The organism is Pseudalkalibacillus decolorationis (assembly GCF_024609785.1).
Taxonomy (GTDB): domain Bacteria; phylum Bacillota; class Bacilli; order Bacillales; family Fictibacillaceae; genus Pseudalkalibacillus; species Pseudalkalibacillus decolorationis.
Genome location: NZ_JANHJQ010000008.1, coordinates 193,280 through 209,291, shown reverse-complemented (window position 1 = coordinate 209,291; position 16,012 = coordinate 193,280). Strand labels below are relative to the sequence as shown.

General features: G+C 38.1%; 20 protein-coding genes and 1 pseudogene. All 21 read left to right on the top strand.

Annotated features, from left to right (window positions below; genetic code table 11):
• A partial coding sequence (locus NON16_RS10140; protein WP_257348545.1) for an IS3 family transposase occupies positions 1-123 on the top strand: 123 nt, incomplete at its 5' end.
• Between the two features lie 248 nt (positions 124-371).
• Positions 372-629, top strand: a complete 258-nt coding sequence (locus NON16_RS10135) for a hypothetical protein (RefSeq protein WP_257348834.1) — start codon at positions 372-374, stop codon at positions 627-629.
• A 408-nt stretch (positions 630-1,037) separates the two neighbouring features.
• Entirely contained in the window at positions 1,038-1,244 is a 207-nt protein-coding gene (locus tag NON16_RS10130) for a DUF1657 domain-containing protein (protein WP_257348832.1), read from the top strand.
• 256 nt (positions 1,245-1,500) lie between these two features.
• On the top strand, positions 1,501-1,968 hold the full coding sequence (locus NON16_RS10125; protein WP_257348831.1) for a YhcN/YlaJ family sporulation lipoprotein: 468 nt from the start codon (positions 1,501-1,503) through the stop codon (positions 1,966-1,968).
• Positions 1,969-1,987: 19 nt separating this feature from the next.
• Entirely contained in the window at positions 1,988-2,467 is a 480-nt protein-coding gene (gene spoVAC / locus NON16_RS10120; protein ID WP_257348829.1) for a stage V sporulation protein AC, read from the top strand.
• A complete protein-coding gene (gene spoVAD / locus NON16_RS10115) occupies positions 2,467-3,480 on the top strand; it encodes a stage V sporulation protein AD (protein WP_257348827.1) in 1,014 nt (337 codons plus the stop codon). Before spoVAC ends, spoVAD begins: the two co-directional genes overlap by 1 nt.
• A gap of 1 nt (position 3,481) precedes the next feature.
• Positions 3,482-3,832, top strand: a complete 351-nt coding sequence (gene spoVAE, locus NON16_RS10110; protein WP_257348826.1) for a stage V sporulation protein AE — start codon at positions 3,482-3,484, stop codon at positions 3,830-3,832.
• A gap of 13 nt (positions 3,833-3,845) precedes the next feature.
• Complete coding sequence (locus tag NON16_RS10105) at positions 3,846-4,052, top strand: DUF1657 domain-containing protein (protein ID WP_257348825.1); 207 nt, start codon at positions 3,846-3,848, stop codon at positions 4,050-4,052.
• Positions 4,053-4,085: 33 nt separating this feature from the next.
• Entirely contained in the window at positions 4,086-4,946 is an 861-nt protein-coding gene (locus NON16_RS10100; protein WP_257348824.1) for a DUF421 domain-containing protein, read from the top strand.
• Between the two features lie 1,322 nt (positions 4,947-6,268).
• A pseudogene (locus tag NON16_RS10095) lies at positions 6,269-6,691 on the top strand (DMT family transporter); the annotation flags it as partial.
• 746 nt (positions 6,692-7,437) lie between these two features.
• Positions 7,438-7,722 carry a hypothetical protein gene (locus tag NON16_RS10090; RefSeq protein WP_257348822.1) on the top strand — a complete coding sequence of 95 codons (285 nt, stop codon included), beginning with the start codon at positions 7,438-7,440 and terminating at the stop codon, positions 7,720-7,722.
• Between the two features lie 437 nt (positions 7,723-8,159).
• Entirely contained in the window at positions 8,160-8,327 is a 168-nt protein-coding gene (locus NON16_RS10085; protein WP_257348821.1) for a hypothetical protein, read from the top strand.
• Between the two features lie 197 nt (positions 8,328-8,524).
• Positions 8,525-8,740, top strand: coding sequence for a hypothetical protein (locus tag NON16_RS10080; RefSeq protein ID WP_257348820.1), 216 nt, complete (start codon positions 8,525-8,527; stop codon positions 8,738-8,740).
• A gap of 201 nt (positions 8,741-8,941) precedes the next feature.
• The gene (locus tag NON16_RS10075) at positions 8,942-9,499 is read left to right on the top strand and encodes a cysteine hydrolase family protein (protein ID WP_257348818.1); all 558 of its coding nucleotides are present in this window, start codon (positions 8,942-8,944) and stop codon (positions 9,497-9,499) included.
• 419 nt (positions 9,500-9,918) lie between these two features.
• Positions 9,919-10,836: a S66 peptidase family protein gene (locus NON16_RS10070; protein WP_257348816.1), complete on the top strand. Its 918-nt coding sequence runs from the start codon at positions 9,919-9,921 to the stop codon at positions 10,834-10,836.
• A 137-nt stretch (positions 10,837-10,973) separates the two neighbouring features.
• The gene (locus NON16_RS10065; protein ID WP_257348815.1) at positions 10,974-11,252 is read left to right on the top strand and encodes a hypothetical protein; all 279 of its coding nucleotides are present in this window, start codon (positions 10,974-10,976) and stop codon (positions 11,250-11,252) included.
• Between the two features lie 185 nt (positions 11,253-11,437).
• Positions 11,438-12,091: an ABC transporter permease gene (locus tag NON16_RS10060; RefSeq protein WP_257348813.1), complete on the top strand. Its 654-nt coding sequence runs from the start codon at positions 11,438-11,440 to the stop codon at positions 12,089-12,091.
• A gap of 17 nt (positions 12,092-12,108) precedes the next feature.
• Positions 12,109-13,101, top strand: coding sequence for an ABC transporter ATP-binding protein (locus NON16_RS10055; protein WP_257348812.1), 993 nt, complete (start codon positions 12,109-12,111; stop codon positions 13,099-13,101).
• Between the two features lie 4 nt (positions 13,102-13,105).
• Positions 13,106-13,849, top strand: a complete 744-nt coding sequence (locus NON16_RS10050; protein WP_257348810.1) for an ABC transporter permease — start codon at positions 13,106-13,108, stop codon at positions 13,847-13,849.
• Positions 13,803-14,777, top strand: coding sequence for a glycine betaine ABC transporter substrate-binding protein (locus tag NON16_RS10045; protein ID WP_257348809.1), 975 nt, complete (start codon positions 13,803-13,805; stop codon positions 14,775-14,777). The genes NON16_RS10050 and NON16_RS10045 overlap by 47 nt, the downstream gene beginning before the upstream one ends.
• Positions 14,778-15,400: 623 nt before the next feature.
• Entirely contained in the window at positions 15,401-16,000 is a 600-nt protein-coding gene (locus NON16_RS10040) for a TetR/AcrR family transcriptional regulator (protein ID WP_257348808.1), read from the top strand.
• The last annotated feature ends 12 nt before the right edge of the window (positions 16,001-16,012 follow it).

Here is a 16,012-nt window from a genome sequence, read left to right as displayed (position 1 = left end):
ACTGTAGAGGAATTACGTAAGAAAGTAGACGATTACATGGATTACTACAATTCCTCCAGGTATCAATGGGGATTAGAAAAGATGACCCCGGAACAATTCCGAGGTCACCTCTTAGCTGCTTAGGACTTTTATTAAACTGTCTTTTTTTAAGGGTACAGTTCAGCTTTTCTCCACTCAGGTTTTTCTTATATAGTAATTAGTATGGATAAAATGGGACATATTATTTTTATTCAAGTGACATAAATGACGGATTAAAGTAGAAATGGAAAAGAGTGATCAGTATTAATTGTCCAGTATTTCTCAAACTAAACGTGTTTCTAAGAAAGGGTCTTTAAGAAACAGTATCTTCTATAAAAAGGATGATGATTTTCATGAATAAAAGACGTGGTATGATGACTTCGTTACTTGCTTTGGGTACAACTGGGGCTGCGATTTACGGAATAACAAGGGGAGTCCGAAATGGTACCTTTCAACAACTCCCTCAGACAATATCTAATGTGATCAACAACGCACAAAATCAACAAATGACGAACCCCTTAGAAGAAATGACAAACAACCAAGCGTTACAACAAATGACAAACAATCAACCGTTACAACAAACGACACCGAACCAAAACGATCTATTCTAAAGAGTGATAAAAGAAAAAAGATGGTTTTCCGTTAGGAAGACCATCTTTTTTCGTTTTTCATGAGTAAAGAAAGTATAAAAGTTTGCGGCATGGATGTAATGTCCAGCTTCAGCGCCCAACCACTTGGATCACTTCAGGCCTCCTGCGGCGGCAACAGCCTCCTCGTCGGTCTTCCAGTGACCTTCGTGGCTAAGCAGGGCGCTTGCGCTTTTCTTAATGCATGGGATTTCTGTGAATCCCTAAATATAATGGATGTTTTAATACCACTTTTAATTTAAATTATTTATGCCAAAAAAGGGGGTTCATTTACAATCTCTCATAGATGATGGGAAAAATTAGAAAAATAAAAAGAAGATTTTATCATCATTCTAAAATAGTAATTAAAATTTAATTTAGGAGGAATCCATCATGACAGTAGGAAGTCAAGTAAAACAAACCTTAGCTGGTCTAAAAAGCGCTCAAGCAAGCTTAGAAACCTTCGCCCTTGGTACTGAAAATGAACAAGCTAAACAACTATACCAAAATGCAGCTCAACAAACACAAATGGTTATTGATAGCATCACTCCGCGTCTCCAGGAAATCGAACAAGAAGAACCCCAATACAAGCAACAATAATAAAGAAAACTTGGCAAAGCCAAGCCTTTGGCGCCGGCTGAGCCTTAGTTGCGCTTATACTATAGAAAGTATTTTTATACTTTCTTAACGTGTAAAGAAAACTTGGCTAGCGCCAAGCCTTAGCGCAGGTGATCGTCTTAGTTGCGCTTATACTATAGAAAGTATTTTTATACTTTCTTACCGTGCAACAAAATGAAAAGGTTGATAAAAAGTCCAACCTTTTCTTATATATTGTCGGAAATGGACAGGTGATGGTATGGAAGTGAATGTAAAATGGCCTAAATTTGGTCTGTCTCTGCTTGTTGTGTTGGGCTTGGTTTCAGGGTGTACGGGAAATGAAAACGGGTCAGAACAAGAAAATGCGAATGTAACTAAGATACATACCAAACAAGAGGTTGATCAATCGATAGCAAATGAATCTAGAGAAAAAGTTATAAAAATAAAAGAAGTAACCGATGTCCGAGCGGTCAATACCAACAAAGAATTACTCGTAGCCATAAAAGTCGATAATTTTGATCGCTTTCAATTAAAAGAAATCGAAAAAAAAGTGAAAACAAATTTAAAAAAGTCTTATCCTGATCACAAGATTGAGGTCTCAACTGATCAAAAAATGTTTTTCGAACTGGAAAAGCTGGAGGGGAAATTACACAATCAAAAGATGAAAAAACAATCGTTACAGAAAGAACTCGATAGAATTAAAGCACTAATGAAAGAGCAACCCTGATCGAGAGAGGAATTGACGTATGTCAAACAACCAAAAGAAAAAAATGACTCCAATTCAACAGGAATACCAAGACTTTGAAAATGAACGAGAAACAAAACGACCGATTATTGGAAATTGTGTGAAAGCCTTTTTTGTTGGTGGCTGCATTTGCCTTGTCGGACAAGGAATCCAAATGTTTTATATTTACTTTTTTAATTTCACGGATCAAACGGCTGGCAACCCGACGGTGGCCACCTTGATTTTTATCTCGATGCTTCTTACTGGATTCGGATTTTATGATCGAATTGCACAATTCGGTGGAGCCGGTTCTGCGGTCCCCGTGACCGGATTTGGAAATGCGGTGATTTCGGCGGCGATCGAGCATCGAACGGAAGGATACGTACTCGGTGTAGGGGGAAATATGTTTAAACTAGCTGGTTCTGTTATTTTGTTTGGTGTGTTCGCGGCCTTCGTAATCGCTACCATTAAGACGATTTTGATACAGTGGGGGGGATTGTAATGTTGACAGGCCATCGCACTTGGGTTTTTGAGCGGAAACCGGTGATCCTCACAACCGGAACTGTTGGAGGTCCCTTTGAAGCAAATGGAGAAATACCAGAGGATTTTGACATACTTCATTCTGATCTCTGGCTTGAACAAGATTCGTACGAAAAAGCCCATAAGGTGTTAATGGAAGAAGCATGCCAAACGGCCATAGAAAAGGCAGGACTCCAAAAAGAGCAAATACAATTTTTTCTAGGCGGCGATCTTATTAATCAAATTACGCCGACTAGTTTTGCTACGAAAACATTAGGTGCTCCTTATCTTGGTTTGTTTGGAGCCTGTTCGACCTCGATGGAAGGCTTGGCTCTTAGTGCTTTTTTGGTCAATGGTCAAGGAGCAAACTATATCTTAACAGGTTCTTCGAGTCATAATACCGCGGTAGAAAAGCAATTCCGATACCCGACAGAGTATGGGGGTCAAAAGCCTCCAACAGCACAATGGACCGTGACTGGTGCAGGCGTTGCATTACTAAGTGACAAAGGGGAAGGACCCTTTGTCACATCAGCCACCATAGGACGTATCGTTGACATGGGTATGACGGATCCGTTTAATATGGGAGGAGCAATGGCGCCAGCTGCTGTTGATACGATTGAGGCTCATTTGAAAGAAAGAGACCTTGACCCTTCTTACTATGATTTAATTGTGACGGGGGATCTTGGCCATATTGGTCGTGAGGTTTCACTTGACTTATTTCAAAAACATGGAATTCCAATCAAAGAAGAAAACTATAAGGATTGTGGACTTATGATTTATCGTGAAGGACAGCCTGTACTGGCAGGAGCAAGTGGCTCCGGTTGTTCGGCAACCGTCGTTTATGGCCATCTATTGAATCGTATGAAGAAAGGTGAGTTTAAACGAATGTTAGTCGTTGCAACAGGGGCACTATTATCACCTGTCACTTTTCAGCAAAATGAAACAATTCCTTGCATTGCCCATGCAGTATCGATTGAATATGGAGGTGAAAACTAACATGATCTTTTTTTGGGCTTTTGTTGTTGGAGGACTTATTTGTGTGATTGGGCAAATTATGTTTGATGTGTTTAAACTTACTCCAGCCCATACACTAAGTACGTTTGTCGTGATTGGGGCGCTATTGGATGGTTTTGGCTTATATGAACCATTTATTGATTTTGCTGGAGCGGGTGCGACGGTCCCGATCACTAGTTTTGGTAACTCCCTTGTACATGGGGCTATGGCTGAAGCAGAAAAACATGGATTAGTTGGTGTTGTCACCGGTATGTTTCAAGTTACTAGCGCAGGTATCTCAGCTGCCATTATTTTTGGCATGATTGGTGCTTTATTATTTAAACCAAAAGGATAAGGAGGAACTTGTGATGACGGTTGGTTCCCAAGTGAAACAATGTTTATCGAGCTTGAAAAGCATCGAAGCTGGTTTGTCCAGTTTAGCGTTGCGGACACAAGATATAGAGGCAAAACGTAATCTCCATGAAACCATGTTGGTCACACATGAAGTGGTCCTCGATTTAGAAAAACGAGTGGGTGAATTGGAACAGGAAGAATTGCAGTATAAAGGTTTTTAACTGAAATACGTATGTATCGGGAGGTGCTTAAAAATGCCAGATTGGTTGGATGTGGTCGTTCGTTCTTTCACTTTTCTCATTGTTCTTTTCTTAGTTACCAAATGGCTTGGTAAAAAACAACTGTCTGAACTTTCGTTTTTTGAGTATGTATCAGGGATTACGATTGGTAGTATCGCAGCAGAGGTGGCGATGGGACTGGAGCGAAACATTTTTAATGGAATACTTGGAATTGTGATATTTGCTGCTGCTCCTTTTGTTGCTGGTTTAGTATCTTTAAAAAGTAAAAAAGTTCGTGATTTTATCGAAGGGAAAGGCACCGTATTCATAAAAGATGGGAAAGTCATGGAGGATAATTTAAAGAAAGAAAAATATACAACGGACGAGTTGTTGGAATTGCTTCGAAAGAAGGATGTATTTCAAGCAGCGGATGTAGAGTTCGCTATTTTAGAGCCGACTGGTGATTTGAGTGTACTTTTGAAGAAAGAAAATCAGCCTTTAACTGCGAAAGATCTTAACCTGGCTGTTGCTCCAATTAAGGAGCCACAGAACGTGATCATGGATGGAGAAATATTGGATGAACCTTTATCAACGATTGGGCAAAGTCGGAAGTGGTTAAATACTGAACTGGATAAACTAGGGGTCAGTATCGAGAACGTCTTTTTGGGGCAAGTCGATTCTTACGGACAATTAACGGTCGATTTATTTGATGATAAACTTCAAGTTCCATCACCTCAAGAAAAACCGCTATTACTAGCTACACTAAAGAAATGTCAAGCTGACTTAGAATTGTTTGCTCTTGAAACAAAAGCAAAAGAAGCAAAACACATGTACACCAAAAACGGTGGTAAATTACAAGGAGCGATCGATAAAGTAACTCCTTTGTTAAGAAATTAAAGCTTATTAAACCATAAAGATATACGTTGAAATATCTATAACTCAAAAATTTATTTTTGTTATATGGGTAATTATTTTTGAACATAATATTGATTACCTTGAAATTCAAGTAGATGCGCTAGCTAAGCATGTAAAAATGAACGATTAAAGAATTAAAAGAGGTTCCTAAAAAAGATATCATCGTATATATACGGAAAAACTGAGGAAACTAATCATAACCAGCTGCGTACTGCTTAGATTGGTCTCCTTTTTAATTTTATTGCATAGTTACTAACGTATTTTTTCGTATCTATTTCAAGTAATGTTTAAATAACTTTTTTCTTTTTCATTCTTTTCACATGAATAAGATAATCTTTTTACCTCACATCTCCGTAATTTTTAGTTAATTAGAGTTTTCTTTCTGTCTTGCCTACTAAAGTACAAATATTAATACGTCATGTTAATTAATGAAAAAATAAAAGACCAGAAAAATGGGAAACTTGGATCCCGTTTTTTCTAATCCTCATTGCTTTTATTCTATGAAGTTCATGTAAAATTAAAAAGGAACCCATATCAGGGCTTTAACTGTGCTACCGGCCCCACCTACGCCGGAAACCATAACAACCACATTTGTTGTTCAACCTAATTTTTATTTTAATTGAAAACGCTTACAAAGTCAATCCCTACAATAATCTAGGCGAAGACTTAACAGCATCCATTAAATCCCGATGGTAAAATAATTGGGACAAACACCATTAGTATTCGAAATAATCCTAAGTGTTTACATGTAGTTTAAAATCAACTGAGTTACAGTGTCACTTTATTCTTTTATAAATGTGTTCATACTCAAAATCATAAAAAGCAAGGACTGTATTGATTGTCTTTTTGATCATTTCTTTGAACAGCTGCTGCACGAGTCCCGAAACCACCTTTACATATTAATGATTCATTTAATGGAATTTAGCAATGAAATAAGACGTTCTTCAATCATTATCTTGAATATTAAGAGTGTCAATTGGTATGGTAAAGGCCTCTCCACACTGAATCGAACCTAAATTTTTTTGAAAACTATATATTGCTAAGGACAACATACCAACCGTTAGAAATGTGAAAATCTTGCGTCGTAGTCTATACGTTCACCCCAAACATAAGGATTTCATTTTGTATTAATATTATGTTGTATTAATATTATGGAATTTACTTGTGAAGTATACCGTTCATGATTTCCATATAAAGTTAATATTAATTGTCAACGATTGGAATTAAAAATTCTTCAATAAAAAAAGAGCTGCACCAAAAACAGCTCATCGTTATCTATTTACCTTTACCGATAAAAAATAAATAATCTTTATCGTTTATTTGAAGCACGTTATTTAAAAAAGTATGGATTTCTGGAATTTACTACCTATACGATTTGGGCAGGTACGCTATTTATGCTTTTCTTCCTCCCGGGATTAACTAGTGAAATAACGAAATCATCTATAGAATCAACACTTAGCATTGTATACTTAGGTCTCATCCCTACGGTTATTCCTTATCTTGCATTAGCCTACGTTACATCACGTGTAGGAGCGTCAGAGGCAACAAGTTCCCTTTACCTAACACCGGCTCTTGCATTTGTGATTGCATGGATGTGGCTTGGAGAGGTGCCGACTATCCTTTCTGTGGTAGGAGGGGCAATCACGCTATTTGGAGTTTTGTTCATCCATATCTGGGGAGATAAATTACCAGGAAGAGTAAAACGAAATATACAAATAGGAGGTTAATTAATTAGTGAGTCGATAAATTTATCAGTTTCTAGACACAGTTTTTATGAAGCAAAAGTCTATCAATTTTTTGTATTTGTACTTGCACGTATTTGATAATAAATAAGCCCCTGACACCCAGGGGCACAGACAGTAACTCTAAGATGTTGTTACTTGATGTAGTTACTGTTTCCAAATTATATGTTTTTAATTCAATAAATACCCGAATTCGCGAATTAATAGCAGGCTATGTAAAAAAGATTACTTAATTTTTGATATAATTAAAGTATAGATTACAGGTGAATAAGTCCCATCAAATTATGCCACCAATACAAACACACCAATTTAGTCCGTTGTCATACTATAAAATATAGCTGTAATGGGTAGAGGTCAGTAAATGGCAAAATGCTTCCAACACGAATTTGGGGTAATATTTATATCCCACGGGACGATCTTAAACTGATTTAGAGGAGGATTCAGAACTCAAAACTAATGATTCTGTATGGTCCTAGCTTAAAATGACTCAACAGAGTCCGGTATTCCCACAAAGGGGAAACCGGACTTTGTTTAAGTCGCAAAATTAGCGATGTTCATTGTTTATTTTTTACATAGATCAGATTTCGAAAACTTCTTTGTTTAGTGGGAAGCAATCTTAAAAGGCTTCTTCTCTTAATTTTTAATTTTGATAAGTAAGCATAATTACCTTCCTACGGGAAAAGATAACAAGGATCTCAGGCTATATATCAAACAATGAAAGGGGAATGACCATGAATCAGAAATGGCTTCTTATGTTAACGAGCATATTTTTATCCGCTATGATGGTAGTGGGCTGTAACAATAATCAAGAGCCGTCTCCGGAGGAAGAACAAGCTCCAACAACTGAAAATATGGATGATACTGATGATATTGATCCAATTGGAGACGAAAACGCACCTGGTGTCGATGAAAATGATACCCCAAATAAGGATGATGAAAAGGATCAAGATCCAGATCCAGAAGACCCAATAGAGGATCCAGAGGATATTGATGATGAAAATAATAAAGATAACTAATTCAGTGGTTGGATCCTTTTAAAGGATCCAACCATCTTTATCTTTCACTTTGAAGCAAATCTCTTATTGTATAAAACTTCAGGTATGCTAACGAGATTCCCTATTTATAAAGGTGATATTAAAAATGTGATGTTTCAGATCATTTATTTTTTCATTCAACCAAGTTCCATAAATAATGATTACCGTTGTCAACTAAGGTACGGGATAATTAATGCAACGACCCAAGACCGATTGCCCACCATGCTAAGGATTTCTGTGGTGTAAAGCTTTTTACACCAAAATAAACAATTTAATGAGGCTGACCCAAAGGAACATTTTTATTGTCTTCCTTTTTGGGTCAGCCCCTTTTATTTCATGAGAGAGTTTTAAAAATAACTACTTCAACCCCGACGTTATATACTGGATGTAAAAGAAGTAAAGAAGTCGGGAGAGATTATATGAACAGGAGTGAAGCTGAAAAGCCAGTTATATTGATTGCTTTGATAACTGCAGTTTGTTTACTTGGTGACACGATGCTTTATATAGTCTTGCCCATCTATTGGGAAAGTTTCGGTTTGACGGCATTATGGCAAGTAGGGGTATTTTGTCTGTTAATCGATTTGTAAGATTACCACTCAATCCATTCGTTGGCTGGCTGTATCACCGGATCAGTAAAAGGACAGGAATGCTTATCGCAGTGGTGCTAGCTGCAATAACGACCTTCTCTTACGGTTATTTGAGTGGGTTTTGGTTATTGTTATTGATGCGCTGTTTATAGGGTGTGGCATGGTCATTCCTACGCCTTGGAGGATTTTTAACTGTATTGGATGTAGCAGATGAACAAAATCGTGGATTCTTAATTGGAAAATACAATGAACTGTGGGGGTTAGGTGGTTTAGCTGGAATGCTTTTCGGAGGGATCCTTTCAGATTTGATCGGCGTGGAGATGGTTACACTTATTTTTGCTGATGCATTGGGACTAGGTGTTTTTTGGCTGATAAAAATTAAAGTCCATAGGGAGTGGAGACCGAACGCTTGAAACGTTATGGCTGTTCGATATCGATCTCTCAAAAAAAGGTTATCTCATATTTTTTGTCGAAACAGTAATATGTAAGAAATATTATTTTGTATATGTTTCTAACACTTTTAAATATTTTTAAGGGGGCGATTTTTATGATTATTAAAATTGAGCGGGTACTTTTAAGGAAGGTTTAAAAATTAACTTAAAAGGAGTTTTTTTATGAATCAAGCTTTGCTGGTTATTGATGCCCAACAAGAATTAATTGAAGGCAATCAAAAAGAGATGAGTGTTTTAAATAAAGAAAAACTGTTGGGTAATATTAATTTGGTTATAAACAAAGCATTAGAATCAGATTCGTTAGTAGTCTTTGTAAGAGATAAAGATGTCGCCGAGGGCAAAGGTAAAGGGTTTCAAATCCATCAGGAAATTAAAGTTCCTCCTAATTCTAAAATATATGATAAAGAAGCAACAAATTCGTTTTATGGAACTCCATTAATGAGCTTTTTAAAGGAAGAAAAGGTTGAACATCTAGTTATAATGGGATGTAAAACAGAACATTGCATTGACACAGCTGTCAGAAGTGCAACTGTAAACCATTTTGATGTAACTTTGGTTAGGGATGGGCATTCAACGACAGATTCATCAACCTTATCTGCCGAACAGATAATCAATCATCATAATGAAATACTTTATGGTCATTACAATGTCGATCATTTTTCTGATGTAAGAAATAGTCAGGAAGACTTGTTTCAACCAAATCATAACAATTACCGATAAACTACATGAATATTACATTATTTTGATATACAACTAAGGATATGTGAAAAGGCTACCTTCTTGCGGGGTAGTCCTTTTTTGGACGTTAAGAAAGTATAGAAGTTTGCGGCATGGATGTAATGTCCAGCTTCAGCGCCCAACCACTTGGATCACTTCAGGCCTCCTGCGGCGGCAACAGCCTCCTCGTCGGTCTTCCAGTGACCTTCGTGGCTAAGCAGGGCGCTTGCGCTTTTCTTACGTGATTAAAGGAAGTTTCAATATGAAGGTAGGACAAAATTATGCATGTTCTTTTATTAGGATATGAAATAACACGAATGTAATCGGCGTTTATCCAATAATATGATAAGAGGGTAAGATGGAGGATTTCATTCTTTCAATTTTCATCACATGAAGGAATATATGAGGGGGTAAACGTATATATGCGACCACCTATTTTACAACAAGGTGATACCATTGGAATCGTTACTTTAGGTAGCCCATTGGATGCGGGGGTTATTAATGCTCGAATCAATACATTGAGAAATATGGGATTTAATATAATAGTAGGACAATATGTATATTCCCAAAACGGGTTTCTTGCGGCCACCGCTCAAGAACGTGCATTTGATTTGATGAACATGTTTCAAAATGAACAGGTTAAGATGATTCTACCTACAAGAGGAGGGGTAGGTGTAGCCGGAATCCTTCCCTACCTTAATTATGAAATCATCCAGCAGAATCCAAAAATCATTTCGGGATATAGCGACATTACTGTATTATTAAATTTTCTATCTCAATGTACAGGATTAATAACGTTCCATAGTCTTATGCTTATTGACTTTACTCCTGAAACCCCGGTGTACAATTTTAATCAGTTCTATTCTGTCACTTCCACGATAACATCAACGAATCAAATAGAGAATCCTCCTGCAAGACCGCTAATTGGCAGAGTTCCTGGCTTGGTAACAGGTCGCATCGTCGGTGGTAATCTCACATCTTTTATCGGCACACTGGGAACGCCTTTCGAAATAGATACAAAGGGAAAAATTCTGTTTCTAGAAGAGACGCATGAACCGATTAATACTGTTTATAGGTATATGAATCATTTAAAAATGGCGGGAAAATTCGATGATTGTATTGGTATTATCATGGGTGACTGTACCGATTGCCCGGTGTCTTATGGTAAGTCCTATGAAGAATTAATTAACGACTTTGTTGTTCCACTTGGAAAACCACTTATGACGAATCTTGCAAGCGGACACGGAATTTATAAAGCAGCAATTCCTATTGGAGCAATAACTAACATGAACACAATCAATCGAACAATAACCGTGCTCGAACCAACAGTGAGTCTTTGATTGTGAAAACCGATAAATAATTAACGACTTAAAAGAATTAATGGTGTTCTTGTATATTTTTCGAGACAATAGCAAACTCTAAAAAATGTTGAGTTTTAATAGGCTCTACAAAATATTTTTACAGGAGGTTTTCAGTAATGCCACAACAAAACCAACCGAACAACCAACAACAGCAACAGCTCCAACAAGCGGTACAAGCCGCAGAACAAGCTGTGCAACAAGCTCAACAAAGCGCAAATCCACAACAGCTTCAGCAGGCACAGCAAGAGCTTCAACAAGCACAACAACAAGTTCAACAAGCTCAAGCACAACCTCAAGCAGGGGCTCAAGCTAATGCTCAACAAAACCAACAGTTCCAACAAGCACAACAACAACCTCAAGCTACTAACCAAGCCCAACAAAATAAAAATCAGTAAAGTACGAGTACAAATACAAACGAAATAACAGTTGTCTAATCTACTGGAAAATAAAAGAATGTTAAAAATATGGTATGGTTATAATAAGCGAGAGGGTCGACAGGTATATCAAATCTGATCGGCTCTTTATTTTGCACTTGTTTTCTATGCAAAAAACATTCCGCTTTCAAAAGGAGGCTTTAAAATTGCAGGAGTGGATACGGTTTCTTGATGTGAACGCGCCTCGTATTCTTCAATTGACAATCGAACATGCAATGCTTGTCGGGTTAGCAATCATTGTCGCACTTATTATAGGGGTCCCGTTAGGAATTTACTTGACCACAAATGAATATCTAGCAGGAACGGTTCTACAAGTGGCTTCTATCACGTTAACGATTCCGAGTATTGCTCTGTTCGGTGTGATGATCCCCGTCTTTTCAATGATTAATCAAGGTATTGGATTTGTTCCGGCCTTTGTCGCTTTGGTTCTTTATTCACAGCTTCCGATTATTCGAAATACATACACGGCTATTAAAAATGTTAGTCCTGAAATGCGTGATGCAGCAGTCGGAGTTGGTATGAAGACCTATCAACGTCTACTACGTGTTGAAATTCCGAATGCCCTCCCTGTAATCATGGCAGGTATACGCACTGCTGTCGTTTTAAATATCGGGATCGGTGTTATTGCCGCTTATATAGGTGCAGGAGGATTGGGTGTTTTAATAACACAGGGGATTAGTCGTGGAGACAACTACTTGATCATAAGCGGTTCGCTGGCTGTCGCTTTTCTTGCTATGATTGCTGACGGAATTTTATTATTGATTCAAAAACGGTATACACCAAAGGGCATAGCTAATTAATACGAAGAGGTGAAAAGATGATAACGTTCGATCATACGACAAAAACATATGAAGGCGGTGTTACTGCTGTCAACAATGTTGATTTTACCGTTGAAGAAGGAAGTATTGTCGTTTTGTTAGGGCCTTCTGGATGTGGCAAAACTACACTGTTGAGAATGGTCAACCGTCTTGAGTCTATTACGGATGGAAGGATTATCATTGACGGCCAAAATTCGATGGAACTGAATCAAATTGAATTAAGAAGAAAGATTGGGTACGTCATTCAGAGTAACGGGCTATTTCCGAATATGACGATTGAAGAAAATGTGATGATCGTTCCTGATTTATTGGGATGGAGCAAGAAGGAAAAACGTGATCGGTTCCACACGTTGATGGAACTTATCGGCCTAAATCCAAAAGAATATCGAAAACGTTACCCTCACGAACTATCTGGCGGTCAACAGCAGCGGATAGGTGTTGTTCGAGCACTTGCAGCCGATCCGCCAGTCATGCTAATGGATGAACCGTTTGGTGCATTGGATCCGATCATTCGTGAAAAAATTCAAGAGGAATTCTTACAGATTCAAAGGGAAGTGAAAAAGACGATCTTATTTGTCAGCCATGATATTGATGAGGCGATTAAAATGGCGGACAAAATCGTACTATTACGCGGAGGGGAAATTATGCAGTTCGACACTCCTTCAGAGATGTTGGCCCATCCCAAAAATGACTTTGTAGTGCAATTCTTTGGCAAAGATCGTGCTATAAGAAGTCTTAGTTTACACACGGTTAAGGATTTACAGGACAATATTGGCCTAGTGGATTTTGATGAAACGATTCATGATACTAAGACGATCAATATCAATCAGGATTTACGAAATACCTTGTCTATGTTAATGAATCAGGAAGCAGATCAAGTCATTGTCACGGATAATAATGATCACAAACTAGGTGCCGTCACGATTGATCTTGTACAAAAGTACCTTCATTTCGAAATCAAGGGAAAGCCTGCTGCCTCCCAGAAAGGGTGATTTGGTGAACACTAAGAAATTAATCGGTAATATTGTTCGGTATGGTTTATATGCGCTGGTGATCATCTTCTTCATCTGGGCGATTCAAAATCAATACTTCAACAATATTTTCAGCCAATCCAGCACGTTTATCGTTCTCTTGACACAGCATATTCAACTTGTACTTGTTTCTTCCATACTAGCTGTTGCGATATCGGTGCCTGCGGGTATTATCATCACGAGGCAAAGGTTCAGGCGGGCTGAATGGCTTGTTTCAAACACCGTAAATTTCGGGCAAACAATCCCAAGTCTTGCTGTACTTGCGCTAATGATTAGTATTCTTGGCATTGGCTTCAAAACTGCTGTATTTGCGTTATTCATTTATTCCCTTTTGCCTATCTATCGTAATACAGTTGCCGGTATTGATTCCATTGACGAAGATCTCATCGATGCTGCTAAAGGAATGGGGATGAAGCCCTCTCAGATATTGTTTCGGATCGAATTGCCTAATGCTGCTTATTCCATCTTGGCAGGTATACGTACAGCTGTTGTATTAAACATTGGAACAGCAGCCCTTGCCTATGTAGTCGGCGGTGGTGGATTAGGCGTATGGATTTTCACTGGTATTCAATTGTTCGATAATGGCTACCTGATCTCCGGTGCTGTTCCTGTTACCTTAATGGCTATAATGGCCGATTACATACTTCGAGGAGTAGAGCACATTGTTGTTCCAAAAGGTACGAGACGATCGCAATCTGCAGAAACATAGGATAGGAAGTGGTGGAAGGGTGAAAAATGCGCTCAAATGGTTGACGTTATTCTTAATACTTGCTATGACAAGTGCGTGTTCTGGCTTTGGTATCGGAGGTAAACAAATAACGGTTGGCGGTAAAAATTTTACAGAGCAATACTTACTTTCTGAGATGACCGGTTTCTTGTTAACTGAGGAAGGATTTACGGTAAAGCAAATGAACAATCTTGGAAGTACGGTCGTTCGTACAGCATTAAAAAATGAACAAGTTGATATGATGTGGGAATATACCGGGACTGCGCTAATAACCTACATGGGAGCAGAACCTATAGCCGATCCGCAAAAGGCTTTTCAAAAAGTAAAAAAACTGGATGCGAAGCGTGGTATTCACTGGATGAATATGTCTCAAGTTAACAACACATATGCACTTGTTATGAATAGTGATCAGGCAAACGAACTAGGGATCAAAACCATTAGTGATTTAGCAGCCTATGTAAAGGAGCATCCCGGGGAGTTGACGATGGCATCTGATGCAGAATTTGCTAACCGGCCCGATGGTTTGCCTGGGGTAGAAGAGAAATATGGCTTTGAATTTGGTCCTGGTCAAATTAAACAGATGGAGCTGGGTCTAACCCAACGAGCTCTAAATAATGGACAGGTTGATGTTTCCGTTGCCTTCGAGACGGATGCAACGATCAAAGCTTACGATCTAGTTGTTCTAGAAGATGACCGACAATTCTTCCCTCCTTACCGTGCAGCGGTTGCAATTAATCAGGAGGTGTATGAAAAGTACCCCGAAATTAAAGAAATCACAAAACCATTGGCGGTGAAATTAAACAGCGACATCATGCGAGAACTAAACTATAAGGTTGATGTCGAGGGAAAGAGTGTTTCAGTTGTAGCTCATGAATGGCTAGTGGAAAATGGATTATTGAATAATGATTGAAATATGATATATATATAACCTGCAGACAAACGCATCTTATGAGGAAAAAGGAAAATGACCGATAAGACGTATTGATTAGGTCGGGATAAATGGAAAAGAAGGTGCAATGACCGGGGGAAACACTGTAGACTCCTGAGGACAAACGTTGTCAGGTAGGGGAGGTAAGTTTAGGGGGAATATACGTAAATTATTCCGTAAAGGGGCTGACTTTAAGGACTTAAATTGTCCTTTTAAGATCACCTCTTCTTTTGTTTCATAAAAGAAAGAATTACTCCCAAGAAAGCTTAATTTGTTTTTGAGCTTTTAAATCGTGTTATAAAATTCATTAAGTAGCGACAAAAATGTACCCAAAACGAATGATGATGATTAAAAGAATTGACATGCATATATAAAACCATGAACTTGGCAGCTTGGTTGATAATTAACACTCCATACTGGTGTAAGCTTATAAGTTACTCATATGCTAAAAACATGTCGAGGCAGACTCCAACTATTCCAGAAAAACATTCACAAAACAATAAATGGGGAGTATAATTACATTGACTGATTAGTCAACCAATAAAATGAATTTTAGATTATAAGAAAATATGCTAGTTAACCAAATTGTGGAGTGGATCTAAATTATGGCCCCAAGAAATGAAGAACAAAATAAACAAATCAAAGATGAGCGTAGGGAACAAATCTTACAAGCTGCTCTAAAAGTATTTTCTAGAAGGGGGCTTGCGGCAACGAAAATAAGTAAAATTGCAAACGAAGCTGGTTTAAGCCACGGCTTGGTTTATCATTATTTCAGTTCGAAGGATGAAATTTTTACAATGCTTGTAGAAAGAGCACTAGATGGTTCGAAAATGGTTGTAGATGATGCCATTAAACAGAATTTACCCCCTTTGGATCAACTCCGGTGGTTAACGGAAGCCATTCTAAAAGGAATTTCCGATGATGGGGCTTATTTTTATATAATCATGGTTCAAGCTTTTACATCCGACGCCGTACCAGAACAAGTAAAAGCAATGGTTAAGTCCAAATCCCCCTCTATTCTTGAAGGGATCATACCGATTATTATTTCGGGGCAACAGGCGGGTCAAATCATTAAAGATAATCCCACTAAGCTCGCTGGTAGTTATTTTGCGTTCATCCAAGGAATCGCGATACAGCAAGTCCAACAAACAGATAAATTGGTACTACCCGATACTGAACTCATTTTAAGAATGTTCAAATCGTGATTCACACTAATA